The organism is Bradyrhizobium sp. HKCCYLS3013 (genome assembly GCF_051167615.1).
GTDB lineage: Bacteria > Pseudomonadota > Alphaproteobacteria > Rhizobiales > Xanthobacteraceae > Bradyrhizobium.
This window is the reverse complement of sequence record NZ_JBNPTK010000001.1, coordinates 372,461-397,132: the sequence shown is the minus strand read 5'-3', so window position 1 is coordinate 397,132 and position 24,672 is coordinate 372,461. Positions and strand designations below refer to the sequence as shown.

The 24,672-nt window shown below is 66.9% G+C and carries 19 protein-coding genes; 1 reads left to right on the top strand and 18 read right to left on the bottom strand.

Annotation, left to right across the window (positions count from 1 at the left end; all coding sequences use genetic code 11):
- Nucleotides 1–118 precede the first annotated feature (118 nt).
- The 8 genes from ACQR1F_RS01795 to murC all read right to left on the bottom strand — a co-directional run bounded on the left by ACQR1F_RS01795 (nucleotide 119) and on the right by murC (nucleotide 10,907).
- Complete coding sequence (locus ACQR1F_RS01795) at nucleotides 119–1,009, bottom strand: outer membrane protein assembly factor BamD (RefSeq protein WP_434912440.1); 891 nt, start codon at nucleotides 1,007–1,009, stop codon at nucleotides 119–121.
- Nucleotides 1,010–1,402: 393 nt separating this feature from the next.
- Nucleotides 1,403–2,362: a UDP-3-O-acyl-N-acetylglucosamine deacetylase gene (lpxC, locus tag ACQR1F_RS01790; RefSeq protein ID WP_315802123.1), complete on the bottom strand. Its 960-nt coding sequence runs from the start codon at nucleotides 2,360–2,362 to the stop codon at nucleotides 1,403–1,405.
- Between the two features lie 345 nt (nucleotides 2,363–2,707).
- Nucleotides 2,708–4,543: a cell division protein FtsZ gene (gene ftsZ / locus ACQR1F_RS01785; protein WP_315802122.1), complete on the bottom strand. Its 1,836-nt coding sequence runs from the start codon at nucleotides 4,541–4,543 to the stop codon at nucleotides 2,708–2,710.
- Between the two features lie 90 nt (nucleotides 4,544–4,633).
- Entirely contained in the window at nucleotides 4,634–5,953 is a 1,320-nt protein-coding gene (gene ftsA, locus ACQR1F_RS01780) for a cell division protein FtsA (RefSeq protein WP_008964399.1), read from the bottom strand.
- On the bottom strand, nucleotides 5,950–6,996 hold the full coding sequence (locus tag ACQR1F_RS01775; protein ID WP_315802121.1) for a cell division protein FtsQ/DivIB: 1,047 nt from the start codon (nucleotides 6,994–6,996) through the stop codon (nucleotides 5,950–5,952). Before ACQR1F_RS01775 ends, ftsA begins: the two co-directional genes overlap by 4 nt.
- 297 nt (nucleotides 6,997–7,293) lie before the next feature.
- Nucleotides 7,294–8,295, bottom strand: coding sequence for a D-alanine--D-alanine ligase family protein (locus ACQR1F_RS01770; protein ID WP_434839307.1), 1,002 nt, complete (start codon nucleotides 8,293–8,295; stop codon nucleotides 7,294–7,296).
- A 70-nt stretch (nucleotides 8,296–8,365) separates the two neighbouring features.
- On the bottom strand, nucleotides 8,366–9,289 hold the full coding sequence (gene murB, locus ACQR1F_RS01765; protein ID WP_434912439.1) for a UDP-N-acetylmuramate dehydrogenase: 924 nt from the start codon (nucleotides 9,287–9,289) through the stop codon (nucleotides 8,366–8,368).
- Between the two features lie 214 nt (nucleotides 9,290–9,503).
- Entirely contained in the window at nucleotides 9,504–10,907 is a 1,404-nt protein-coding gene (murC, locus tag ACQR1F_RS01760; protein ID WP_315802118.1) for a UDP-N-acetylmuramate--L-alanine ligase, read from the bottom strand.
- A gap of 360 nt (nucleotides 10,908–11,267) precedes the next feature.
- On the opposite strand from murC, the gene ACQR1F_RS01755 reads away from it, so the two are divergent.
- Nucleotides 11,268–12,005 carry a carbonic anhydrase gene (locus ACQR1F_RS01755; protein ID WP_315802175.1) on the top strand — a complete coding sequence of 246 codons (738 nt, stop codon included), beginning with the start codon at nucleotides 11,268–11,270 and terminating at the stop codon, nucleotides 12,003–12,005.
- A 5-nt stretch (nucleotides 12,006–12,010) separates the two neighbouring features.
- On the opposite strand, the gene ACQR1F_RS01750 is transcribed toward ACQR1F_RS01755, so the two are convergent.
- The 10 genes from ACQR1F_RS01750 to rsmH all read right to left on the bottom strand — a co-directional run bounded on the left by ACQR1F_RS01750 (nucleotide 12,011) and on the right by rsmH (nucleotide 24,177).
- Nucleotides 12,011–12,868 (bottom strand): hypothetical protein, encoded by an 858-nt coding sequence (locus ACQR1F_RS01750; RefSeq protein WP_316181718.1) that lies wholly within the window; start codon nucleotides 12,866–12,868, stop codon nucleotides 12,011–12,013.
- Between the two features lie 26 nt (nucleotides 12,869–12,894).
- The gene (gene murG, locus ACQR1F_RS01745; RefSeq protein WP_434912438.1) at nucleotides 12,895–13,998 is read right to left on the bottom strand and encodes an undecaprenyldiphospho-muramoylpentapeptide beta-N-acetylglucosaminyltransferase; all 1,104 of its coding nucleotides are present in this window, start codon (nucleotides 13,996–13,998) and stop codon (nucleotides 12,895–12,897) included.
- Between the two features lie 47 nt (nucleotides 13,999–14,045).
- Nucleotides 14,046–15,197, bottom strand: coding sequence for a putative lipid II flippase FtsW (gene ftsW, locus ACQR1F_RS01740; protein WP_315802115.1), 1,152 nt, complete (start codon nucleotides 15,195–15,197; stop codon nucleotides 14,046–14,048).
- Between the two features lie 243 nt (nucleotides 15,198–15,440).
- Nucleotides 15,441–16,841: a UDP-N-acetylmuramoyl-L-alanine--D-glutamate ligase gene (gene murD / locus ACQR1F_RS01735; RefSeq protein ID WP_315802114.1), complete on the bottom strand. Its 1,401-nt coding sequence runs from the start codon at nucleotides 16,839–16,841 to the stop codon at nucleotides 15,441–15,443.
- A gap of 1 nt (nucleotide 16,842) precedes the next feature.
- A complete protein-coding gene (gene mraY, locus ACQR1F_RS01730; RefSeq protein ID WP_315802113.1) occupies nucleotides 16,843–17,949 on the bottom strand; it encodes a phospho-N-acetylmuramoyl-pentapeptide-transferase in 1,107 nt (368 codons plus the stop codon).
- Nucleotides 17,950–18,135: 186 nt separating this feature from the next.
- The gene (locus ACQR1F_RS01725) at nucleotides 18,136–19,512 is read right to left on the bottom strand and encodes a UDP-N-acetylmuramoyl-tripeptide--D-alanyl-D-alanine ligase (RefSeq protein WP_316181712.1); all 1,377 of its coding nucleotides are present in this window, start codon (nucleotides 19,510–19,512) and stop codon (nucleotides 18,136–18,138) included.
- Nucleotides 19,509–20,969 (bottom strand): UDP-N-acetylmuramoyl-L-alanyl-D-glutamate--2,6-diaminopimelate ligase, encoded by a 1,461-nt coding sequence (locus ACQR1F_RS01720; protein ID WP_434912437.1) that lies wholly within the window; start codon nucleotides 20,967–20,969, stop codon nucleotides 19,509–19,511. Before ACQR1F_RS01720 ends, ACQR1F_RS01725 begins: the two co-directional genes overlap by 4 nt.
- 71 nt (nucleotides 20,970–21,040) lie before the next feature.
- On the bottom strand, nucleotides 21,041–22,789 hold the full coding sequence (locus ACQR1F_RS01715; protein WP_315802110.1) for a peptidoglycan D,D-transpeptidase FtsI family protein: 1,749 nt from the start codon (nucleotides 22,787–22,789) through the stop codon (nucleotides 21,041–21,043).
- Nucleotides 22,786–23,178 (bottom strand): cell division protein FtsL, encoded by a 393-nt coding sequence (gene ftsL, locus ACQR1F_RS01710; RefSeq protein WP_315713444.1) that lies wholly within the window; start codon nucleotides 23,176–23,178, stop codon nucleotides 22,786–22,788. The genes ACQR1F_RS01715 and ftsL overlap by 4 nt, the downstream gene beginning before the upstream one ends.
- Before the next feature lie 3 nt (nucleotides 23,179–23,181).
- A complete protein-coding gene (gene rsmH / locus ACQR1F_RS01705) occupies nucleotides 23,182–24,177 on the bottom strand; it encodes a 16S rRNA (cytosine(1402)-N(4))-methyltransferase RsmH (RefSeq protein WP_434880325.1) in 996 nt (331 codons plus the stop codon).
- Between the last annotated feature and the right edge of the window lie 495 nt (nucleotides 24,178–24,672).

The following is a 24,672-nucleotide window of genomic DNA, read 5'->3' as shown; positions in this document are numbered from 1 at the left end:
AAGTCCTTCGTAACGGGGCGGATCGCCCCTGAGCGAACGACTCGATGCTAGCAGCAAAAAGAGAACAAAACAAGAATATAGAACAAAGCAAGATCAGACGAGTGATCCGGCCGATCGCTCAGCCCAGGCCGAGCTTCTTGAAGGCGCGCGAGATGTAGGAGCCCTTGTTCTCCTCGGGCTCGACGCCGCCCGACTTCACGAGATTATAGGCGTCCTTGTACCACTTGCTGTCGGGGAAATTGTGCCCGAGCACGGCCGCCGCGGTCTGCGCTTCGCCGACGATACCGATCGTCATGTAGGCCTCGGTCAGGCGATACAGCGCTTCCTCGACGTGCCGCGTGGTCTGGTACTGAGTCACCACCGCCTTGAAGCGGTTGATGGCGGCGGTGTAGTCGCGCTTCTGCATGTAATAGCGGCCGACATCCATCTCCTTGCCGGCGAGCTGGTCGCGGGCGCCCTCCAGCTTGGCCTTCGCATTGGTGGCGTATTCGGAGGTCGGATATTTGCGCACCACCTCTTCGAGCGAGGCAATGGCCTTCTCGGTGCGGCCCTGGTCGCGGCTGATGTCCGGGATCTGGTCGTAATGCGAGGCGGCAATCAGGTACTGCGCATAGGCCGCGTCCGGGCTGCCCGGGTGCAGGGTCACGTAGCGGGTGGCGGCGCCGATGCAGCCGTCGTAGTCGCCGGCCTGATAGGAGGCGTAAGCCGACATCAGCAGCGATTTGCGGGCCCAGTCGGAATAAGGATGCTGGCGATCGACCTCCTCGAACTTCTTGGTCGCGCCTTTGACGTCCTTCTTCTCATTCATCAGGTACAAGCCCTCATTGTAGAGCTTGTCCGCGGGCTCATCGACGAAGGTGTCGTCCTTGGCCAGGAATTTGTCCCAGAGCCCGCCTGTTCCGCAGCCGCTCAGAGGCAGCGCCAGCAGGATCAGCGATGCGGCGAGCCTAAGCCGGCGGATGCTTGCTGCGGGATGACGGAGGTCGCGCGTGAGACGCTGTATCGACATGCTTCTTTGGAACCCGATGCCTGTGATCTGATCTACGCCGCGCACCATGAAGGTCGCTTCATGACCGCGAGGGAAGAGCCCCGCCGGTGGCACGCATCACGCGGCCCCGGCCTCTCTAGCCGAAAACACTTCATCAACCAACCGCATAGGAAGCCAATCCGCCCGGATTAAGGCAACACCGAGGCTGCCGCCACGCATCATGGTTACCGCTGAAGAAGCCGTTGGAAAACATCGAAATGCCGAGGGTCCAGCCGCTGAGAAGGACGCGGCCGGCAACAAACATTGACAAAAAAGCAGACGGAAAAATCTGAACCACGCCGAAAGCAAAGCTCCCGGCGATGTCGCGCGTTGCGTAGGTCAGCCGACGGAATCAGCCGATCGGGACGCCGCCGCTCAGGACACGTCCGGGCCGTAGGCCGGGGCGACCATGCCACCGACCATGCCGCCGACGACCTCCGCGGCCACGCGGGGACGACGCACGGTCTCGCCTTCGACGATCCGCCAAGCGGTGCGATCGGCCATCAGAGCAGTCAGCACCGCATGGTTGAGCTTGTGACCGCCACGGACCGAACGATAGGTTCCGAGCATCGGCAGGCCGGCCAGCGCCAGATCGCCGATCGCGTCCAGCACCTTGTGGCGGGCGCATTCGTCGGCGTAGCGCAGACCTTCGGGATTGAGCAGGCGGTCCTCGTCGAACACCAGCGTGTTGTCGAAGGAGGAACCGAGCGCGAAGCCGGCGCTCCACAGCCGCGACACGTCGCTCATGCAGCCGAAGGTGCGGGCGCGGGCGATCTCGCGGCGGAAGCGCTCGGGGCTGAGCTCGAAATGATAGGCTTGGCGGCCGATCACGGGGTTGGTGAAATCGATTTCAGCTTCGACCCGGAAGCCGGAGCTGTTCGGACGCAGCTCGCCCGTGGAGGCGCCCATGGTCACCTGGACCGGCTTGAGCACCTGAAGGTAGCGCCGCGGGGCCGACTGATTGACGATTCCGGCCTGGTCGATGGCAGCGACGAACGGCGCAGCGCTGCCGTCCATGATCGGAACCTCGGGGCCGTCGACCTCGATCAGGGCGTTGTCGACACCCATGCCGCGCAGCGCAGCGAGCACATGCTCGGCAGTGGACACCAGCGCACCGTGGCGGTCACCGAGCACCGTCGCCAACTCGGTGGCGATCACCGAGCCGAAGGACGCCTGGACCTCGCGGTCAGCGCCATCGAGGCCGGTGCGGAGGAACACGATTCCCGCATCGATCGGCGCAGGCCCGATCGTCAGGCTGACAGGCGCACCAGAGTGGACGCCTACACCGGTGACGGTGGCTTGCGAACGAAGCGTTGTTTGCCGGCTGAATTTCATCGACGATCGCCCAAGACCCCGCCTGATCCCTTATCGGCCGCCCCTCGCGAACCGACTCAGTTTCAGGCATCCCCAAGTCACGGCAGAACTTAACGAGAGCCCCAAAGAGCGCCAACTCACGCTTCTTTACGGATTGTTACCCCATCTCTGCCGTATTCGCGCCAACCCTTAACCAAACTGGAACGTGGCCTTAACCCTCCTGGTTCCCGATCTAAACACCGAAAGAATAATTAATCATTTAAAATCAGTTAGTTGAACGGCGATCGACGAGCCCCGGACAGCCATGGAAAAGGCCCGGCTCTCGCGAGCCGGGCCTGTTCAGCACCATCAGGGCTGTAACAATTCTCAGGTGGCCTGCCGGCGCAGGAAGGCCGGGATATCCAAATGGTCGTCTCCCTGTGGCGCCGGGGACACAGGCGCGGGACGGCCATGGACGTCCAGACCCTGGGGTGCGGGACGGCGGGCATATTCCGAGACAGGCGATTCGTGGCTCGCAACCTGCTGAGCAACGTTCCGCTGCGGCTTCCGTTCCGGCAGCGGCGGCATCTGCGGCATGGCAGGACCCGCGGTCCGCACCGGCAGCGGCGGCTCGGCATCCTCGTCGCGGCGGCCGAGACCGACATTGGCGAGACGCTGCAGCAGCGACATCCGGGTCTTCTGCGGATGCTCATCGCCCTCGTCGCCGCGCGCCTGCCGGATCTCGGCCTGGGCCGGCATCGGCAGGTCCTCGAACTTCGGCATGCGCGGCGCGCGCGACGGAACCCGCTCCGCGGCCTGCGGGATGAACGTCTCCGGCGGGGCCGCCGGCTCGATCGGGGCCGCGCGCTGCGCCTCCGGTTCCGGGAACAGCGACGGCTTCTGCGCGATCGGGCGCACCGTCACATCGCCATAGGAGGCGGGCTGGACCGGCGCCGACGCGGGCGCGGGCTCGCTGGCCATTGCGGCGGCAACGGCGGCCAGCGTGTCGCGCTCGAGGTTGGGAGCCGGACGCGGCGCAGGCGCCATCGGCGCGGGCGCGGCGACGGCCGGAGCCTGCGACGCCTGCTGCTCGAGCTTGGCGGCGCGTTCAGCCAGGCGCTGATTGTCGGCGCGCAGGCGCGCAGTCAGATCGGCGAGGCGGCTTTCAGGGAGACCCGCGGCAGCGGTCGGGGCGGCGGCAATCGGAGCGACAGCCGCCGCCGGCTGTGCAGTCGTCGTGACGCCGCGGTTGAACTGCGCCTGCTCGATGCCGGTGGCGACCACCGAGACCCGGATCAGCCCGTCGAGCGATTCGTCGAAGGTGGCGCCGACGATGATGTTGGCGTCCTGGTCGACCTCCTCGCGGATGCGGGTCGCAGCTTCGTCGACCTCGAACAGCGTGAGATCCTTGCCGCCGGTGATCGAGATCAACAGGCCGCGCGCGCCCTTCATCGAGGAATCGTCGATCAGCGGGTTGGCGATGGCCGCTTCGGCGGCGGTCAGCGCGCGCTTGTCGCCGGAGGCTTCACCGGTGCCCATCATCGCCTTGCCCATCTCGCGCATGACGGCGCGGACGTCGGCGAAGTCGAGGTTGATCAGGCCTTCCTTCACCATCAGGTCGGTGATGCAGGCGACGCCGGAATACAGCACCTGGTCGGCCATCGCGAAGGCGTCGGCGAAGGTGGTCTTCTCGTTGGCGACCCGGAACAGGTTCTGGTTCGGGATGATCAGCAGCGTGTCGACGACCTTGTGCAGCTCGGAGATGCCGGACTCCGCGGTGCGCATGCGGCGCGCGCCTTCGAAGTGGAACGGCTTGGTGACGACGCCCACCGTGAGGATGTTCATCTCGCGCGCGGTCTTGGCAATGACCGGGGCTGCACCGGTGCCGGTTCCGCCACCCATGCCGGCGGTCACGAACACCATGTTGGCGCCCGAGAGATGATCGCGGATCTCGTCGATCACCTCCTGCGCGGCGGCAGCTCCCACGTCCGGCTGCGAGCCGGCGCCGAGGCCCTGGGTCACCTGCGTGCCCATCTGAATGATGCGCTGCGCCTTGGACATGGTCAGCGCCTGCGCGTCGGTATTGGCGACGACGAAGTCGACCCCCTGCAGGCCGGCCGTGATCATGTTGTTGACGGCATTGCCGCCCGCGCCGCCGACACCGAACACGGTGATCCGGGGCTTCAGCTCGTGGATATCAGGAGGTGTAATAGTGAGTGCCATGATTGCCTCTCGATCACGCGCGGGTGGGTTCGCCCCGGCCGCCGGCCGCGGTTGGTGTTGTTGAAAATCGCATGGGGTGGAAACCGGTCATCAGAAGCCCTCGCGTAGCCATCGCCCGACCTTTCCGAAGTAGCCGTCGGTTCCTGTCCCGACCTGCCGCGTATGCCGCGGTTCGACGTGTTCGAGGTGCGCGTATTGCGGATAGACCAGCAGCCCCGTCGGCACCGCGAAGGCGGCGTTCTTGGCCTCGTTGGGGAGACGACCGAAGCCGAGCGGGCGGCCGACGCGCACCGGGCGGTCGAGGATCCGGGTCGCAAGCTCGACCAGCCCCGTCAGCTGGGAGGCGCCTCCGCTGAGGACGACGCGCGCCTTGGGTTCTGCCGCAAAGGGCGAATCCTTCAGCCGGTCGCGGACCATTTCAAAAATCTCCTCTGCGCGGTGCCTGACGATGTTCGCGATGGTGGCGCGGGACACGATCTGCGGAACATCCCGCTCGTTGTCACCGGCCGTCGGAACAGACATCAACTCACGCGCGTCGGACCCGCCAGTCAGCACCGTGCCATATAACGTCTTGATTCGCTCGGCATCTGCAATGCACGCTGATAGTCCGCGCGCAAGATCCATGGTCACGTGATGCCCGCCGAGCGCAAAACCGGAGGCATGGACGAAGCGGCCGCCGGAATAGATCGCGATCGTCGTGGTGCCCGCCCCCATCTCGACCACGGCGGCGCCGAGATCGGCCTCGTCGTCGGTCAGCACCGACAACCCGGCAACATACGGGCTTGCCGCCATCGCCTCGACGTTGAGGTGGCAGCGCTCGACCACGAGCATCAGGTTCTTGGCCACGGTGGCGTCGGTCGTGACGACGTTCATGTCGACGCCGAACTGCCGCGCCAGCATGCCGCGGGGATCCCGGATGCCCTTCACGCCGTCGAGCGTGTAGCCGACGGGCAAGGCATGCAGCACCGCGCGCCCGTCGCCGGTGGCGTGGTGCATGCCGGTCGAGGTGACGCGACTGACATCGGCCTGGGTGACGGCGCCGCCGCGGATGTCCGAGGTGGCCTCGATCAGGTGGCCCATGACGCGGCCGCCTGCGACCGGCAGCAGCACGGATTCGACCCGCACCTTCGCCATGCGCTCGGCCAGCGCGACCGCCTGCCGCACCGCCTGCTCGCATTCGACGGGATCGACGACGGCGCCGGCCTTGACGCCGCGCGACTGGATCTGGCTGTAGCCGATCAGCTCGACGGCGTGGGTGCGGCCGCGCAGCGCGTCGCTCGGCGGCGCCGGCTTCAGCCGCGCGATCATGCAGGCGATCTTGCTGGTGCCGACGTCGAGCGAGGCCACGAGCGCGGTGCGCTTCTGGCCCATCGGGCGCGTCTTGGGAGTCTGGCGATCGAAGCCGGTCATGCGTCACCGGCCTTCTTCTTGGACTTCTTGTCCTTGAACAGCTCGTCGCGCGCCTTGCCCGCATCCTCGGAGAGCTGCACCGTCAGCCGGTCCGGCAGCCGCAGGTCGATGGCGACGATGTCGCGCGAGAACAGCTTGTCGTCCTGATCGAGCTGGGTCAGGGTCGCGAGCGCGTTGCCGACATCATGTTCGGGCAGGCGAATGTCGAGGCCGTCCTTGGTCCGCAGGTTCCAGCGCCGCTCGCCGACGAACACGGCGGCCTTGGTGACCGCGCGCACCTGCGGGTAGCGGGCGAGCAGCGCCAGGAAATCGCGCGCGCGGCTCTCGGCTCCCTTGCCGACCACGAGCGGCAGCGTCAGGAAGCGGCGCGAGACATATTGCTCGAGCACGGCGCCGTCCTCGGCGATGACCGAGAGGCGACCGTCCTGCTGCCAGAGCGCGAACGCCTTGCGCTCGACGACATCGATCTGCAGCTGGTTCGGAAAGAACTTCTGCACCGTGGCGTCGGCGATCCAGGGGTTGGCTTTGAGCCTGTCACGCACTGCGGCGGCATCCAGGAACAGCAACGAGGAGCGGCCGGTAACGCCGCCGACCGCGAGGATCTCGTCCTGGGTAAGCTGCTTCCGGCCGTTGATCGCAACAGCCGTGATGCGGAACCCGGCCGCATTGGCGAGCGCGTTGCGGGTGTCGGACAACGCCACACTGACGTCCTGCGCATGGCCGCCCTTGACGATGCCGAGCCAGACACTGCCGAACAAGAGGACCACCGTCGCCACGGTGCCGAGCCGGCGCGGCAGATAGCGCTCGACGAGTTCGACCACGCGCGGCGGCGCCTCGCGCTCGACCATCGGCGCGAGCGCGGCCTGCGCCGGCGCAAGGTCTCGTCGGATGGATCGCCTGCCTTGCTTCGTGCCTCGCGCAAAGCGGACACGCGGAAGACGGGCCGAGACATACTCGCGCAGCAGGATTGCCGCGCCAAGGGCAGCGGCTTTCAGGTCAGCTTGAGGCCTCTGCGATCGAGCGAGGCGTCCTGCACCATCCATTGCACGAGCTCATCAACTGTTGCGCCCGCAGATACTCGCGGACCCACGCCCACGGTCCCGGCCGACCGGATCCCTTCCGACCATCGCGACGCGGTTCGTCACGACGGCCCGACCTGGCAGCCGAGCACCACTGAGGCGCCAGCGTTAACCTTCGGACGTCCTGGTAAACAAAAAGTAAAATCGGTCCGAGGAGACGAATTTTTTCTCCGATTTATGAGGACCTTGCCCGGAATTCTTAAGCATTTTACGGGTTACAGGAACCACCGGGGGACGCCGGGCCGGGTTCTTCCGGTGCGCCTATCGCACGCCGGATCGGCGGCTGCGCCTCTCGGCCAGGGCGATCTGCTGATTGAGGAAATCGACAATGGCGATGCCCTGGGCCGCCAGAGCCTTCGGGTAGAGCGAGGCGGCCGTCAGGCCCGGCAGGGTATTGGTCTCCAGATAAACCGGACCGTTGGCCGCGACGATGAAGTCGGTGCGCGAGTAGCCGCCGCAGGACAGCGCGCGATGCGCCTTGATCGCCTCAGCCTGGAGCGCCGCAGTGATCTCCGGACTGAAGCGGCCCGGACAGATTTCCTTCGTCGCCGCCGCGAGGTACTTCGCGAAATAGTTGAAGGCACCGTCGGCGGGGAGGATCTCGATCGGCGGCAGCGCGATCAGCGAGCCGTCGGCCTGCTCGAGCACGCCGCAGGTCGCCTCGGTCCCGATGACGAACGGCTCGATCAGATACTCCTCGGTCGCGGCCGCTGCCTTGACGGCGACGAGGTCCTGGCTGGCGTTGACGAAGATGAGGCCGAAGCTCGAGCCGTCCTTCACGGGCTTCGCGATCAGCCGGCCGTAGCGCGCGAGCGCAGCCTCGGCATCATCCAGCGCGACACCCTCGGCCGCCGTGACACCGCCGAGCACGGCGAAGCGCTTGGCGGCAACCTTGTCGAAGGCGAGGTGCGAGGCCGCCGAGCTCGAGCCGGTGAACGGCACACCACGAAGCTCGCACATCAGTTGAAGCTCGCCATTTTCCGCCCGGCCGCCATGCAGGCCGAGCACCAGGACCCGATCTTCGGCCCCGGCGCGATCGATAGCCTCGCTGAGCGTGCCGATCCTGGCGCCATCGGCGGTGAACGGCTCCTCGAACGGCTTGGCATGCGCGGCCAGCGCTTGGCCGCTGGCCTGATGCACGGTGTCATCGACGTCCCAGAACCACAGCTCAGCCTCAGGCAACGCGGCGTGCAGGGCTTTCGCGCTCGCGACCGAGACGAGGCGCTCCTTGTTGGAGCCGCCGAACAAAATCGTGGTGCGCATCAATGTCTTCTCGATTGATCTCACAATCGCGGTCGCGATTGCGCTGACGTCACGTAAGCCTGCGGCTCGATCAGCTCGCCTTGATTCCGATCCGCTTGATCTCCCACTGCAGCTCGATGCCCGAGCTCGCCTTGACCCGCTCACGCACGGTCTCGCCGAGCGTCTCGATGTCGTCGGCGCTAGCGCTGCCGGTGTTGATCAGGAAGTTGCAGTGCATTTCCGAGACCTGGGCGCCGCCGACCCTGAGTCCACGACAGCCGGCGGCATCGACCAGCTTCCAGGCGGAATGTCCCGGCGGATTCTTGAAGGTCGAGCCGCCCGTCTTCTCGCGGATCGGCTGCGCCGTCTCGCGATGCGCCTGCACCTCCGCCATGCGCGCCCGGATCGCCTCCGGCGCCGAGGGCGTGCCGCGGAAGCGCGCGGCCGTGAAGATCAGCGCCGGATCGACGCCGCTCGCGCGATAGGTGAACTTCATCTCGGCATTGTTGAAGCGGTGCGTCTCGCCGTTTCGGTCGACAGCGATCGCTTCAATGAGAATGTCTTTGGTCTCGCCGCCATTGGCGCCGGCATTCATCCGCAGCGCCCCGCCGATGGTGCCGGGAATGCCGAACAGGAATTCCAGGCCCGCGAGGTTGGCCGACGCGGCGACCTCCGCGACGCGCTTGTCGAGCGCGGCGGTGCCGGCCGTGACGATGTCGCCTTCCGCCTTGACCTCGCCGAACGCGCGCGGCGCCAGCCGGATCACGACACCGGGGACGCCACCATCACGCACGATCAGGTTGGAGCCGACGCCGATGACATAGAGCGGGATATCCGTTGGGAGGTGCTTCAGGAAATAGGCGAGGTCGTCGGCATCCGCCGGCGTGAACAGCACCTGCGCCGGTCCGCCGACACGAAACCAGGTCAGCGGCGCGAGACTCGCATTGGCGAGCAGCCGCCCACGCAGCTCCGGCATGGCCGTTTTGAGATCGGGGGTGATGTCGGGAAAGGTCATGCGGCGGCCTGCCTCGTTTGGGCCGACGTCGTTGCGACGTAGCACGCTCCGTTCCCTCCCCCCTTGTGGGGGAGGGCTAGGGAGGGGGGGACCACGCACTCCGGAGTCTGCGGCTCACCCCCCTCCCTGCCCCTCCCCCACAAGGGGGGAGGGAACGGAGAGGCTACGTCGAGTGGCCTGACTTTCTCGGTGAACCGCTGGTTCAACACCGCCCTCACCCCAGTGCCTTCAACTCGCCGGGCAGCGCGTAGGCCCATTGCGTGATGTTGCCGGCGCCGAGGCACACGACGAGGTCACCGGGCTTGGCGAGGTCCTTGACGATACGAGCGAGATCGGCGGCCTTCGGCAGCGGCACCACGTCGCGATGGCCGTGGGCGCGCAGGCCCAGAACGAAGTGGTCGCGATCGATGCCCTCGATCGGCGCCTCGCCGGCCGGATAGACGTCGGCCACGACGACCGCATCGGCGTCGTTGAAGCAGGTGCAGAACTCTTCGAACAGCGATTGCAGCCGGGTGTAGCGATGCGGCTGCACCACGGCGACGACCTTGCCGTTGGTCGATTCGCGCGCCGCCTTCAGCACGGCGGCGATCTCGACGGGGTGATGCCCGTAGTCGTCGATCACGGTGACGCCGTTCCACTCGCCGGTGCGGGTGAAGCGGCGCTTGACGCCGCCGAAGCCGGCAATCGCCTTGCGGATGGCCTCGTCGGACAGGCCGAGCTCGCGCGCGACCGCAATGGCCGCCGTTGCGTTCGAGGCATTGTGCCGGCCTGGCATCGGCAGCGCGATGTCGGCAATCTCGTGCGTCTCACCGCTCTTGCGGTCGCGGAACACGACCTTGAACGACGAGCCGCCGCCCATCGGCGCGAGGTCGACGAGCCGGACATCGGCCTGCGGGTTCACGCCATAGGTGATGATGCGGCGGTCCTCGATCTTGCCGACCAGCGCCTGCACCACCGGATGATCGATGCACATCACCGCGAAGCCGTAGAACGGCACGTTCTCGACGAAGGCGCGGAACGCGTCCTGCACGGCCTCGAAGGTCTTGAAGTGATCGAGATGCTCGGGATCGACATTGGTGACGATGGCGACATCCGCCGGCAGCTTCAGGAAGGTGCCGTCGCTCTCGTCGGCCTCGACCACCATCCATTCGCCGGCGCCGAGCCGCGCATTGGTGCCGTAGGCATTGATGATGCCGCCATTGATGACGGTCGGATCGAGGCCGCCGGCATCGAGCAGCGCCGCGACCATCGATGTCGTCGTGGTCTTGCCATGGGTGCCGGCGATCGCGACGCAGCTCTTCAGCCGCATCAGCTCGGCCAGCATCTCGGCACGCCGCACGACCGGGATGCGCTGGGCGCGCGCGGCCATCAGCTCCGGATTGTCGCGCTTGATCGCGGTCGAGACCACCACGACGTCGGCGCCCGCGACATTCTCGGCCTTGTGCCCGACGCTGACGGTGATGCCCTTCTCGCGCAGCCGCGCGACATTGGCGTTGTCGGAGGCGTCGGAGCCCTGCACCGTGTAGCCGAGATTGCACAGCACCTCGGCGATGCCGCTCATGCCGATGCCGCCGATCCCGACGAAGTGGATGGGTCCGATCTCGCGCGGCAGTCTCATGGGGCGTCTCGTCTCAAGGGTTCCGGGCGTCCCCACCGGAGGGAGCGGCCGCGAATCATCAGCCCTTCTTGCAAGACATGGCCGACCTGGACAAGTCCGCCCGGGCAGTAAGAAGTGCCAAATTCGCAGGCGTTCGCCCGGTTTTAGCCGATTTTGGCAGCCCGGCCGGCGGCGATCGGCCAGGAGTTCCCGCTCGATCCCTCCCTTCACGAATTATTAAGCGCGATCACATGCCGTCCCCTCCCAACGGGATACCTGCAATTTTTGCGCGCTCACTGCGTCAGTTCGCGTGGCATGAGTAGCCGTGCGGCCGGCGTGCCGGGCACGCATATTTCAATCTTTGATGGAGAACCCTCGCCGATGTGCTCGCTGTGTGAAACGCACCCTCCCGTATTGTCCCGCCGCCGGCTGCTCGGCGGCGGCGCAGTGCTGGCTGCCGCGGCGGTCGGCGCACTTCCGGCGTTTGCCAAGGAAGCCAAGCAGGCGAACGACAGCGCAATGCCGCCCAACGCCATCTCTCCGGATGACGCGATGAAACGCATCGTCGATGGCAATGCGCGCTACGTCGCCGGCAATCTCGACAACAAGGATTTTTCGGCCGGCCGGGCGGCGCGCGCCGCGGCCCAATACCCGATCGCCGCGATCGTGAGCTGCGCAGATTCCCGGGTCGCGCCCGAGCTGGTGTTCGATCAGGCGCCCGGTGAGCTGTTCGTGGTCCGCGTCGCCGGCAATTTCGTCAATGACGACGGCCTCGCCAGCCTCGAATACGGCGTCAAGTTCCTCGGCACGCCTCTCGTGCTGGTGCTCGGTCACAGCGGCTGCGGCGCCATCGATGCGACGATCAAGGTGCTCAAGGACGGCACCAAACTGCCAGGCCACCTGCCCGCATTGATCAATGCGCTCAAACCCGGCGTCGAGGCAGCGATCGCGAAGAAGCCGCAGGATCTGCTGGCCGAAGCCACCGCGGAGAACGTCCGCAACAATGTCCGGCGCCTCTCGACTGCCAAGCCGATCGTCGGCCGCATGGTCGCCGAGGGCAAGGTGAAGATCGTGGGCGGCATCTATGACATCGGCACCGGCCGGGTCACGATGATCTGACGCCCTCAAGCCGGCCGCAGCACGCGATCCGCACGTGCGGCTGCGGCCGCGAGCCAGCACACCTGGTGGCAGAACCAAGCTTCCACGGAAGCCACGAAACCCGGCGTCAGCGTCAGATGCCGGCGCCCGTCGCCGAAGCGCAGCAGACCACGGCCCTCCATGGTCGCCAGCAGATTGCGGATATGGGAGCGCGAGACGCCGAGCGAGGTCGCAAGCTCCGCCGTCGAAATCGCGATGGCCTCGCGCCCAACCGCGGACCGGGCGACGAGCGTCAGGGCCAGATGGATGCCGCTGTCGTGCTCGTCGGTCCAGGCGAGATCGGGAAAGCCCGTCAGCGGCCGGTTGTCGCGGCAGAGCCAGCCCGCACATTGCCGGATCGTCTCCGCAAATAACGCGGCGTCGTCCTGCAGACGAAGGCTCAGTCCATCGGACTGCGTCAACCGCGCGTGGCAATCCAGGTGCATGGCAAGCCAGCCTCGCAGTCCCTCGAGGATGACGGGGCCAGGCACCAGATAGCGGATACGAGCGTCCTCGGGATCTCGCTCGACGGTCACCAGCGACAGACCGCGCAACACCGCGACGAACGCCGCCGTCTGCCGCGGACCCGGCAGCCGCATCTGCAGACGCGTCAGTGTCGGCCGCTCGACCGGCTTGCGCGCCGACATATGCATCATCACGATATGCGCAGCGATTTCCGTCGGAGCGCGCTGACCGAACAGCTTGATCATCAGGCGCTGGCCGCGCAGCGGCGCAATCAGCCGGTCGCAGAATTCCACGAGCACAGGCACGAAGGACGGATGCCGCCGCAAGCGCATCGGACGATCGTCGGGCAGGATGCCGCCATCGTCGGAGCTCCGGTTCATCTTGGGTTCACCGTGCGCTCGCGCGACTAGAGCGCCGCCGTCCTGATCACGAGATCGGCCAGACGTTCCGCGGCATCGAGCCGGCCGGCCGCGCGCGCGGCCTGCGCCATGGCGGCGAGGCGCGCGGGCTCGGCGGCGAGCGCCGAGATCTCGGAGGCCAGCCTGTCGGAGGTGAATTCGGTCTGCACGATCCGGATCGCGGCGCTCGCGTCCGACAGCACGCCGGCATTGGCGAACTGGTCCTGGTCGATGGCGCCGGGCAGCGGCACCAGGATCGAGGGCCGGCCGATCGCGGCGAGCTCGGCCACGGTACCGGCGCCTGAGCGCGAGATCACGAGATGATTGGCGGCGAGCCGCGCCGGCAGGTCGGTGAAGAACGGCTGCAGCTCGGCGTTGATCTTCAGCCGGTCGTAGAGCGCGCGCACCCGCGCCATGTCCTCCTGGCGCACCTGCTGGGTCAGCATCAGCCGGCCCCAGAGCGCCGGCTCCAGCCGCTCGATCGCGCCGGGCACGATGTCGCTCATCACGCGCGCGCCCTGGCTGCCGCCGACCACGAGCAGCCGCAGCGGCCCGGCGGTCTCCGGCGGAACATAGGGCACGGCCGCGGCTTCCAGGATCGCGGGACGCATCGGGGTGCCGACCGTGGTCGTCTTGGCCGACAGCGCGGGATCACGGTCGAGTACACCCGGCAGCGAGGTCGCGATCGCCTTCACATGCGTAGACAGGAAACGATTGGCGCGGCCGAGCACGGCATTGGCGTCGTGGATCAGGCTGGGCACGCCGGCGAGGCGTGCCGCCAGCAGCGGCGGCACGGTCGGATAGCCGCCGAAGCCGATCACGGCCGCGGGCTTGAGCCGCCGCATCAGGTTGAAGGCCGCGAGGGTGCCGGTGCCGAGCAGCAGCGCGGTCCGCGCGAGTGCGACCGGCGAGCGGCTGCGCACCGTCTCGCTCGGCACCACGTCGATCATGTCCTTGGTGAACAGGCCACTGTAGCGCAGCGCGCGCGCATCGGTGACGAGACGGACGCGATAGCCGCGCCTGATCAGCTCGACGCCGAGCGCTTCAGCAGGAAACAGATGGCCGCCGGTGCCGCCGGCCGCGAGCAGAATGAGAGGCGCGGTTGAGGTCATGCGGGCTTGTTTACAGGCAATGTGTCGTCATTGCGAGCAAGGCGACCTCAAGCGTAATTGCGCACCGCGCCGGCTGCGTCGCCTGCCTCGACCTCCATCCGCGGCCGCTGCCGGGTCAGCGCCAGCATCATGCCGACGCCATAGGCGAGCGACACGATCGAGGAACCGCCGTAGGAGATGAAGGGCAAGGTCATGCCCTTGGCCGGGATCAGCTGCAGGTTGACGGAGATGTTGATGGCCGCCTGGATGCCGAACAGGATCGCGAGGCCCGACGCTGCGAAGCGCGCGAAGCTGTCCTCGGTCGCATAGGCGCGCGACAGCGTGCGGATCACGATGAACGCAAACAGCGCGACCAGCGCCAGGCACAGGATGATGCCGAACTCCTCGGCGGCGACCGCGAACACGAAATCGGTGTGACTGTCCGGCAGGCTGCGCTTGGCGATGCCCTCCCCCGGTCCAAGGCCGAACCAGCCGCCGTTGGAGAACGCCTCCATCGCGGTGTCGACCTGGAAGGTGTCGCCCGAGGCCGGGTTCATGAAGCGCTTGATGCGGCCGGCGACGTGCGGGACCAGGAGATAGGCCCCGAACAGGCCGGCGGCGGCGGCGCCCGCGAGACCTGCTACCCAGATCATGCGCATGCCGGCGATGAAGAACAGCGAGCCCCAGACCATCAGGATCAGCATGGTCTGTCCGAAATCCGGCTCCATCACCAACAGCGACACCAGCATCAGCAGCAGCACCAGCGCCATGGTGGTCGCCGGCATGTCGGGTCGCCGCGCGGATTCCGAGAACAACCAGGCGGAAACGACGACGAAGGCCGGCTTCGCCGCCTCGGACGCCTGGATGTTGACGCCGATCAGCGTGATCCAGCGCCGCGAGCCCTTCACCTCCGGGCCGATCGCGAGCGTCAGCACGATCAGCACGATGGCGATCGTGAACACCACCAGCGCGCTGCGCCGGATCTGGCGCGGCGACAGGAAGGAGACGCCGATCAGAACGATGAAGGACGGCAGCAGGAACAGGACGTGGCGATTGAAGAAGTGGAACGGATCGAGCCCGATCCGGGTCGCCACCGGCGGGCTGGCCGCGAGCGACAGGATCACCCCGCACAGCATCAGCGCGAGGATGGAGCCGAGCAGCGGCTTGTCGACCGTCCACCACCAGTCGGACAGCGGATTGCGTTCTTCACGGGAGAGCATCGGGCGTCCACCTGAGCCGAGACATCGGCCCATTGGCGCCCAGGATGGTTATCGAAGGGTTAAGGGCCTCTCAACTGTCGTCCCGGACAAGCCGTGGCGCGCGCCAGCGCGTCGCGGCGCCGATCCGGGACCCATACGCCGTAGCCGTCGTGATGGGCAAAGAGCCAATGGCCGGCGTGCCTCAAGCTGCTCCCTGCGGGTATGGGTCCCGGCGTTCGCCGGGACGACAGCGGTGTTTGCGGCCTAGACAACCCGCTCCACACCCGGCAGCGCCTGCACCAGGTCGCGGAAATGCGTGCCGCGGATTTCGAAGTTGCGGAACTGATCGAAGGAAGCGCAGGCCGGCGACAGCAGCACGACGGCATCCTTTAATCCCGAGGCCTCCGCATCGGCGGCAGCCTGCGCGACCGCGACCTCCAGCGTGCCGGACATCTCGTGCGGCACCTTGTCGCCAAGCGTTCCGGCGAACTCGGAAGCCGCCTCGCCGATCAGATAGGCCTTGCGAATGCGCGGGAAGAAGCCGGCGAGGCTGGTGATGCCGCCCGCCTTGGGCTTGCCCCCGGCGATCCAGAAGATGTCGGCAAAGGACGACAGCGCATGCGCGGTCGCATCTGCGTTGGTGCCCTTGGAGTCGTTCACGAACAGCACGTTGCCGCGGCGGCCGACCTGCTCCATGCGGTGCGCCAGACCTGGGAAGCTGCGCAGCCCCTGCTGCAGCACATCCTCCCTGACCCCGATCGCGAGCGCGGCAGCGGCGGCGCAGGCGGCGTTCTGGGCGTTGTGTTGACCACGCAGCGAGCCGATGCCACCGAGACGTGCGACCTCGCTGCGCGCGCCCCCCGCGCTGCGCACGATCGTCTCGTGCTCGACGTACAGCCCATCCGCCAGCGGGTTCTTCACCGAGATGCGCACGACGCGCTTGCCGCCCCGGTCGAGCCGATCGGCGATCGCCCGCGAAAAACCGTCGTCGACACCGACGATCGCGGTGCCTTTGGACTGGACACCCGCCACCAGCCGCTCCTTCACCGCCGCATAGTTCTCGATCGTGCCGTGGCGGTCGATATGGTCCTCGCTGACATTGAGCAGGATGCCGACGCCCGGATCGAGCGACGGCGTCAGGTCGATCTGGTAGGACGACATCTCGATCACGTGGACGCGGCCCATGCGCGGCGGCTCCAGCGACAGGATCGCGGTGCCGATATTGCCGCCCATCTGGGTATCGTAGCCGGCGACGCGCATCAGATGCGCGATCAGCGCCGTCGTGGTCGACTTGCCATTGGTACCGGTGATCGCGACGAATGGCGCATCCGGCGCGTGCCGCCTGCGCTCGCGGCAGAACAGCTCGATGTCGCCGATCACCTCGACCCCGGCCTCGCGCGCCTTCAACACGCTCCAATGCGGGACCGGATGGGTCAGCGGCACGCCGGGCGCCAGCACCAGCGCGGCGAAGTTCGCCCAGGAGACGGTGCGCAGATCGGCGGTGATGAAGCCTGCCTTCGCCGCTTCCGTCATCCGATCGGCGCCGTCGTCGGCCGCGATCACTTCGGCCCCGCCGGCCCGCAGAGCATGACAGGAGGCCAGCCCCGAGCCGCCGAGCCCGAAGACGGCGACGGTCTTGCCGGCAAATGAGGTAACGGGGATCATGTCAGCGCAGCTTCAAGGTCGAGAGACCGACCAGGGCCAGCATCACCGAGATGATCCAGAACCGGATCACGATCTGCGGCTCGGTCCAGCCGAGCTGCTCGAAATGATGGTGGATCGGCGCCATCTTGAAGATGCGCTTGCCGGTCAGCTTGAACGAGGCCACCTGCACGATCACCGACACGGCCTCCAGCACGAACAGGCCGCCGATGACCGCCAGCACGATCTCGTGCTTCACCGCGACCGCGATCGATCCGAGCATGCCGCCGAGGGCCAGCGAGCCGGTGTCACCCATGAAGATCGACGCCGGCGGGGCGTTGAACCAGAGGAAGCCGAGGCCCGCGCCGAGCACCGCGCCGCACAGCACGGCAAGCTCGCCAGTGCCCGCGACATAATGGATCTGCAGGTAATCGGAAAACACCGCGTTGCCGGCGAGATAGGCGATCAGACCGAAGCTGGCGGAGGCGATCATCACCGGGACGATGGCCAGGCCGTCGAGTCCATCGGTCAGGTTGACGGCATTGCCGGCGCCGACGATGACGAACGCGCCGAAGATGACGTAGAGCCAGCCGAACTTGATGACGAGTTCCTTGAAGAACGGAATGGCAAGCCCGGTCGCGGACGGATCGCGCCCGAGCCGCACCAGCGCATAACAGGCGACCAGCGCGATCGCAGCCTCGATCAGCAGACGCAGTCTGCCGGCAAAGCCGGAATGCGACTGTTTGGTCACCTTCAGATAGTCGTCATAGAAGCCGACGAAGCCGAAGCCGAGCGTCACCGCGAGAACGATCCAGACGTAGGGGTTGAGCGGATTGGCCCACAGCACGGTGGAGACGACGAGGCCCGACAGGATCATCAGGCCGCCCATCGTGGGCGTGCCCTTCTTGCTGATGATGTGCGATTGCGGGCCGTCGGTGCGGATCGGCTGGCCCTTGCCCTGGCGCAGGCGCAGATGATCGATGATCCACGGCCCGAACAGGAACACGAACAGCGCCCCGGTGACGACCGCGCCGCCCGTACGGAACGTGATGTAGCGGAACACGTTCAGCAATCCGCGAAACACGGACAGGCTCGGAAACGTATTCGTCAGCTCGATCAACCAGTAGAACATCCAACCCGCCTATGCCGCCTCACCGAGACCGCGAACACGGATTCGCTCGCGAATCCGGTCCAGCCTCTTTTAACCATGATCGGGGCCGGGTGCGAATCATAGGCCGGCGGAAAGACCCGTCCGGCACGATCGCTTCGACCGCCAGTGGAAAATATCGTTCTGCCGCGCCGCGATATCGCCCGATTTTCAAGCGGGCCGCTGCAGCGCCGCGGCGAGCTTCGACACGAACTTGTTGACCCAGAAGATCTTCTTGCTGCCCTTGATGACGACGACGTCGCCCGGCGCCAGCAGCGCCGCGACCCGGCCGGGATCCAGCGTCACCGGATCCTCGTGCCAGCCGAGCCGCTTTGCGTGCGGCAGGCTGTCGAACAGGTGACGCATCAGCGGACCGACGCAATAGACGCCATCGACCCCGGCGAGATGAGCCACCATCCCCTGATGATAGGCCGGCGCCTCGGCGCCGAGCTCGAGCATGTCGCCAATCACGGCGATGCGCCGCCCCCGCACCGGTCGCGCCTGCAGACTGTCGAGCGCTGCCGCCATGCTGGCCGGATTGCCGTTGAAGCTGTCGTCGATGAGAACGATGTCGCCGACGGTCTGCTCGACGCCACGGCCCGTCATGATGCCGACATGGCCGAGCGTCGGCGCGAGCAGCGCCGGATCGAGCCCGGCCGCTGCGATCGAGGCCAGCGCCGCCAGCGCATTGTGCAGGCGATGCGGCGCACCGGGCGTCAGCGCGAATGCGACGCGACGACCGGCGACATCGGCGATCACATCCCAGGCTTCGCCGCGCGAGTTGTGCGAGAGCTCGCGCACCTCCGCATCGCCGCCGAAGCGGATCACCTTGCCCGTCCATTCCGGCGCCGCGAGATCTGAGGGAAGCACGAGGACGCCATCGGCTGGCAGACCGCGCGCGATCGAGACCTTCTCTTTCCTGATCGCTTCCAGGCTGCCGAGCTTCTCCAGATGCACCGGCTGGACGTTGACGACCAGCGCCACCGTCGGCTGCGACAGCTCCGTCAACCGCGCGATCTCGCCTGTCTGGTTCATGCCCATCTCGACGACCCAGACCGAAGCGGAGGGATCGGCGTTGCACAGCGTCAGCGGCACGCCCCAGAAATTGTTGAAGCTGGACGGACTCGCGGACGCGCCGGGATAGGCGGCGATGAACTCCTTGGTCGAGGTCTTGCCGGCGCTGCCGGTCAACCCGATCACCGGGCCGTGGAAGCGCGCCCGCGCGGCGCGCGCCAGCGCCCACAGCCCATCGATCAGCGTGTCCGGCACCACGAGCTGCGGCACGGTGACGCCATCGATCCTGTGCGGCACGATCATCGCCACCGCGCCAGCCGCTTCGGCGTTCGCCGCAAACTCCCAGCCATCGCGGCTGGAGGCAAAGCTCGACACGAAGCCGCCACTCGGCGTGCCGCTCAGCGCCACGAACAGGCTGCCGGGCTTCACCGCGCGGCTGTCCTGCGTGACGAAGTCGATTCGAGTCTCCGGATAGTCGCCGGTGAGGCCGAGCGCGCGCGCCGCCTCTGCCACGGTCCACAGCGCCTTCGTCATGATGTCCTCGATGCCAACGCGTCCGCGACCGCTTCATGATCGCTGAAATGCAGAATATTGCTGCCGATGATCTGTCCGATCTCATGGCCCTTGCCGGCGATGACCAGCGCGTCGCCGGGCTGCAGCTCGCTGATCGCGACCTGGATCGCCTCGGCCCGGTCGCCGATCTCACGCGCGCCGGGTGCGGCTGCCAGGATCGCGGCGCGGATCGCAGCCGGATCCTCACTACGCGGATTGTCGTCGGTGATGATGACGCTGTCGGCCTCTTCGGCGGCGATCGCGCCCATCAAGGGACGCTTGCCGGTGTCACGGTCGCCGCCGGCGCCGAACACGACGACGAGTTTTCGGGCGGCATAGGGCCGCAGTGCATGCAGCGCCTTGGCGAGCGCGTCCGGCTTGTGCGCGTAGTCGATGAAGATGGGCGCACCATTGTGCTCGCCGACCAGCTCAAGCCGGCCCTTGGCGCCCTCGAGCTGCTCGAGCGCTTCGAACACGGCCTGCGGATCGCTGCCGGTGCCGATCGCAAGGCCCGCTGCGACCAGCGCATTCTCGATCTGAAACGCGCCGACCAGCGGCAGCCGGACCGCATGCATGCGGCCGCAATGCTGGATCTGGAGCTGCTGCGCAAAGCCGTCGATTGCAGCGGCCACGAGACGGATGCCCTCGCCCGCGCCATCGCCATGGGTCCCCACCGTCATCAGGCGAAGAACGCGCGTCTGCGCCGCAGCGATGACCTCCGGCGAGCACTCATGATCGGCCGAGATCACCGCAGGCCCGCCCGGCGGAACGAGATCGCGGAACAGCCTGAGCTTGGCGTTGAGGTAGTGCGTGATATCCGGATGATAGTCCATGTGGTCGCGCGACAGGTTCGTGAACCCGCCGGCCGAGACCCTGACACCGTCGAGCCTGAACTGATCGAGCCCGTGCGACGAGGCCTCGAACGCCAGATGGGTGACGCCGTCCTGCGTGATCTCGTCGATCTGCCGATGCAGCGCGATCGGATCGGGCGTCGTCAGCGAGCCGTAGACGGTGCGCTTGTCCGACACCAGCCCGACGGTCCCGATGCTGGCCGAGCTGTGGCCGAGCTTCTGCCAGATCTGCCGCGTGAAGGCGGCGACCGACGTCTTGCCGCTGGTGCCGGTGACGGCGGCAATCGTTGCCGGCTGGCGCGGATAGAACCGCGACGCAGCCAGCGCGAGCGCCCGCCGCGGGTTCGGCAGCGCGATGAATGGAACGGCCAGCCCTGCTCCAGATCCCGCCGCGCCGGCCACGGCGACCGCGCCGGCCGCGATCGCCGCCGCAATGAAGCGGGAACCATCGGTCTTGGTGCCGGAGAGTGCAAAAAACAGGTCGCCGGGCCGCACGGCGCGGCTGTCGACGGCGAGGCCGGATATCTCGACTGCGGCGATGGGAGCGTCGAGCGTCGCCTGATCGCCCAGGAGGTCGTGAAGTTTCATCCTGGTTCCGTGCCAGTCCTGGCCCCGCCCGGGGATGGCGGCAGCTCCAAAGCCTGCGATTCGACGACGGCTTACTGTGTCAGCCGCGATGCCGCAAGAATTTGGCGGTCGGACGGCGGCAGGTCGAACCGGGGCTCGATTCCCAGCAGCGGCCCGATCCGGGAGATCACGTTGCCGGCGGTCGGCACCGCGTTCCAGCCCGAGGTGATGAAGCCATAGGTTTCCTTCAACGGCTGCGGCTCGTCCAGCATGATCAGCAGCTGGTATTTTGGCTTGTCCGCCGGGATCACTGCGGTGAAGAGGGTCAGCACCTTCTTCTTGGCGTAGCGGCCGTTGATCACCTTCTCGGCGGTGCCGGTCTTGCCGCCGATGTAGTAGCCCTTCACGTCAGCCTTGCGCGCGGTGCCGATCTCGGCGTTCAGACGCATCAGATAGCGCATCTTTTCGGAGGTCTCCGGCTTGATCACGCGCTTGGCGACCTGCATCGCCTCCGCCTCGGTGCGCTTCATGAAGGTCGGCGGGATCAGATAGCCGCCATTGACCAGCGCGCTGACGCCCATCACGCCCTGCAGCGGCGCCACCGCCATGCCGTGACCAAACGCGATCGTGATCGTGTTCAATTCGCTCCAGCGCTTGGGCAGGATCGGCGAGGCACTCTCCGGCAACTCGGTGCGCAACCGGTCGAACTGGCCCATCTTGCGCAGGAATGCCTTGTGGCCCTCGACGCCCTGAGTCAAAGCGATCCTGGCGGCGCCGACGTTGGAGGAGAAGGTGAACACCTCCTTCATGGTAAGGAAGCGGCCCTTCGGCTCGTCGTCGTGAATGGCGAATTTGCCGTAGTGCAGCGGCCCGCGTGCATCCCACAGCGAGTTGAGATCATACTTGCCGGTGTCGAGCGCCATCGCGAGGGTGAACGCCTTGAAGGTCGAGCCCATCTCGTACACGCCCGTGGTCAGGCGGTTGATCCGGTCTGGATCGTGCGCTTCCTTCGGGTTGTTGGGATCGAAATCCGGCAGCGACACCATGGCGATGATCTCGCCGGTCCTGACATTGACGACGAGACCGGAGGCCGCCTTGGTCTTGAACTTCTCCTTGGCCTTGAGCAGTTCGTCGCGCAGCGCATGCTCGACGCGTAGGTCGACCGACAGTTCAACCGGCCGCTGCAGTCGGTCGGTGGCGAAGCCGGCGCGATGCAGGTCGGCGAGGCCCTGATTATCGAGCCACTTCTCCATGCCGGCGATGCCCTGGTTGTCGATGTTCACCAGGCCGATCAGATGCGCCACCTCGTTGCCGGTCGGATAGACACGCTTGTTCTCGCGCAGGAAGCCGATGCCCGGCAGGCCGAGGCGATGAATGTCCTGCTGCTGCTTCGGCGTCATCTCGCGCTTCAACCAGACGAAGCCCTTGCGCGACATCAGTCGGTCGCGGACCTCGCCCGTATCGAGATCCGGCAAGGTCGCCGTCAGTAGCTCGATCGCCTCGTCCTTGTCGATGAGGCGACGCGGCTCGGCGAACAGGCTCGGCGTCTTCACGTCGGTGGCGAGAACGGCGCCGTTGCGGTCGACGATATCGGGGCGCGCGGTGGCGATGGCGTCCTGCTGCGCGGCGCGCCGCGCGCTCGGACCATCCGAGCCGATCGCGAACATCACGAGGCGGCCGCCGATCACCGCGTAGACGGCGGCAAAGGCAATGATCGCGAGGCCGACGCGCGCGCGCGCCTTGGCAGTCCGATCGACATCGCGCCCATACAGCAGCGTGCGCACCAGACGTTGCCGCCAGGGTTCCTGCGGCTTGACGTCGGGCCGAAGCTGATCGGTCATTGCTGATCCTCCGGGCGACGCACTGACCCGGTCACGGGGGGCTCTTCGTTGATCGCGTCGATCGCATCGATCATCGATCCGATCGGATCCGGATTGTCCGGTCGCGCAAATCGCGGGGGCCGCTCCGGCAGATTCTTCAGGCTGTCGTATTGCGTGGCGTTGAGCGGCTTCAGCGGCAGATGCCGCTCGACCAGCCCTTGCAGCCGCAGCGGCGCGTCGAGCTTGGCCCATTCCGCGCGCAACACTGCGATGGCCTCGCGCTGCTCGCGGATCTCGGCGCGCAATTGCAGCACGCGCTCGACCCGTGCCGTGGAGTCCATCTTGATGCGATAGACATAGGCCGCCGCGAAGATCAGCGAGCAGATCACGACGAGGTGCAGGAGGCGCATCGGTCAGCCTCCTCGCAGGACATCGGCCAGGCGCGGCCAGGGCGAAGAAGATGCCGAAGCGTGCGCCGGCGCGGCCGTACGCTCGGCACCGCGCAGCTTGGCGGACCGCGCCCGCGGATTGGCGTCGGTCTCGGCCTCCGCGGCCACGACCGGCTTGCGGTTGAGCAGTTGGAAGCTCGGTGCCTCCTGCGCGATCTCGGGCAAATGGCGCGAGCCGCCGCCGGTTCTGCTGCGCTCGGCGAGGAACGTCTTGACGATGCGGTCCTCGAGCGAATGGAACGAGACGACCGCCAGCCGGCCGCCCGGTGCCAACACGCGCTCCGCGGCCGACAGCGCCTGTTCGAGCTCGAAGAGCTCCTCGTTGACGAGAATGCGCAACGCCTGGAACGTGCGCGTCGCCGGATGGATGTCGCCAGGCTTGGATCTCACCACGCGCGCGACGATGTCGGCAAGCTGCCGCGTCGTCGTGACCGGCTGTTCCTTGCGCGCGGCCACGATGGCCCGCGCCACGGCGCGCGAGTGCCGCTCTTCGCCAAAGATATAGATGACGTCGGCCAGAGCGCGCTCGGCGGCGTGGGCGACGACATCGGCGGCCGTCGGTCCCGTGCCGCCCATCCGCATGTCGAGCGGGCCGTCGAACCTGAACGAGAAGCCGCGCGCGGCGGAGTCGAGCTGCATCGAGGAGACGCCGACATCCATCACGACGCCGTCGACATGCGTGAGGCCTTGCGATGCACAGATGTCGGCCAATGCCGAGAAGCGGTTCTCGACCAGTTTCAGGCGATCGCCCGCTTCGGCGAGGAGACCAGCGCCGCCGGCGATTGCAGTGCTGTCGCGATCGATCCCGATGACCCGTGTTCCCGCCATCGCCAGGATCAGGCGCGTATAGCCGCCGGCGCCAAAGGTCGCATCGACGTAGGTTCCGCCGTCGCGCGGCGCCAGCATCTCGACCGCTTCGGGGCCGAGCACCGGGACGTGTCGCTGGTCAGCCGTACTCACGCGGCCGCTCCGCGAGCGCGCCGTTGCTTCAGACTGATTTTGGTCGGCAGCGAGCCCATCGCGCCTTCGATCCTCGCGCCCCGTCAATTCGCCAAGCCATCTCTCGGGACGCTCCGTCATCCGTGGAGCCGTCACGACATCAGCAGCACGATCCGGCCACGTCGAGACCCTCGATCCGACAGCGATCGCACGGCGCCGGAGCGCCCCGGAACCGGTTTCGATCGTAATCTGCCGTGCAGGACCTTGCATCGTGGCGGCTTGCCGTCCCGAAAGCCGGCTTGGCTCTTCACCACTCAGTAACGGCGTTTAGCGTTAACAAACCGTTGACGGTCTGTGGCGGATGTTAGGCACTTGGAGTGCGAAGCAGAGCCGGCGCGCCGGTCGGCGGACGTGCCGTCGCGATACAACGGTCGGCTCAATATCGAGGGCTCGCATGCGATTTCGATTGCGGCTGGGACATGTAAAAGAGTAGTGCCTGCCCATATCCGGTTTGAG

Coding starts and splice junctions, on each gene's coding strand:
- ACQR1F_RS01795 (WP_434912440.1), bottom strand. CDS start 1,009: ATGTCGATACAGCGTCTCACGCGCGACCTCCGTCATCCCGCAGCAAGC.
- lpxC (WP_315802123.1), bottom strand. CDS start 2,362: ATGAAATTCAGCCGGCAAACAACGCTTCGTTCGCAAGCCACCGTCACC.
- ftsZ (WP_315802122.1), bottom strand. CDS start 4,543: ATGGCACTCACTATTACACCTCCTGATATCCACGAGCTGAAGCCCCGG.
- ftsA (WP_008964399.1), bottom strand. CDS start 5,953: ATGACCGGCTTCGATCGCCAGACTCCCAAGACGCGCCCGATGGGCCAG.
- ACQR1F_RS01775 (WP_315802121.1), bottom strand. CDS start 6,996: ATGGATGGTGCAGGACGCCTCGCTCGATCGCAGAGGCCTCAAGCTGAC.
- ACQR1F_RS01770 (WP_434839307.1), bottom strand. CDS start 8,295: ATGCGCACCACGATTTTGTTCGGCGGCTCCAACAAGGAGCGCCTCGTC.
- murB (WP_434912439.1), bottom strand. CDS start 9,289: ATGACCTTTCCCGACATCACCCCCGATCTCAAAACGGCCATGCCGGAG.
- murC (WP_315802118.1), bottom strand. CDS start 10,907: ATGAGACTGCCGCGCGAGATCGGACCCATCCACTTCGTCGGGATCGGC.
- ACQR1F_RS01755 (WP_315802175.1), top strand. CDS start 11,268: ATGTGCTCGCTGTGTGAAACGCACCCTCCCGTATTGTCCCGCCGCCGG.
- ACQR1F_RS01750 (WP_316181718.1), bottom strand. CDS start 12,868: ATGAACCGGAGCTCCGACGATGGCGGCATCCTGCCCGACGATCGTCCG.
- murG (WP_434912438.1), bottom strand. CDS start 13,998: ATGACCTCAACCGCGCCTCTCATTCTGCTCGCGGCCGGCGGCACCGGC.
- ftsW (WP_315802115.1), bottom strand. CDS start 15,197: ATGCTCTCCCGTGAAGAACGCAATCCGCTGTCCGACTGGTGGTGGACG.
- murD (WP_315802114.1), bottom strand. CDS start 16,841: ATGATCCCCGTTACCTCATTTGCCGGCAAGACCGTCGCCGTCTTCGGG.
- mraY (WP_315802113.1), bottom strand. CDS start 17,949: ATGTTCTACTGGTTGATCGAGCTGACGAATACGTTTCCGAGCCTGTCC.
- ACQR1F_RS01725 (WP_316181712.1), bottom strand. CDS start 19,512: ATGACGAAGGCGCTGTGGACCGTGGCAGAGGCGGCGCGCGCGCTCGGC.
- ACQR1F_RS01720 (WP_434912437.1), bottom strand. CDS start 20,969: ATGAAACTTCACGACCTCCTGGGCGATCAGGCGACGCTCGACGCTCCC.
- ACQR1F_RS01715 (WP_315802110.1), bottom strand. CDS start 22,789: ATGACCGATCAGCTTCGGCCCGACGTCAAGCCGCAGGAACCCTGGCGG.
- ftsL (WP_315713444.1), bottom strand. CDS start 23,178: ATGCGCCTCCTGCACCTCGTCGTGATCTGCTCGCTGATCTTCGCGGCG.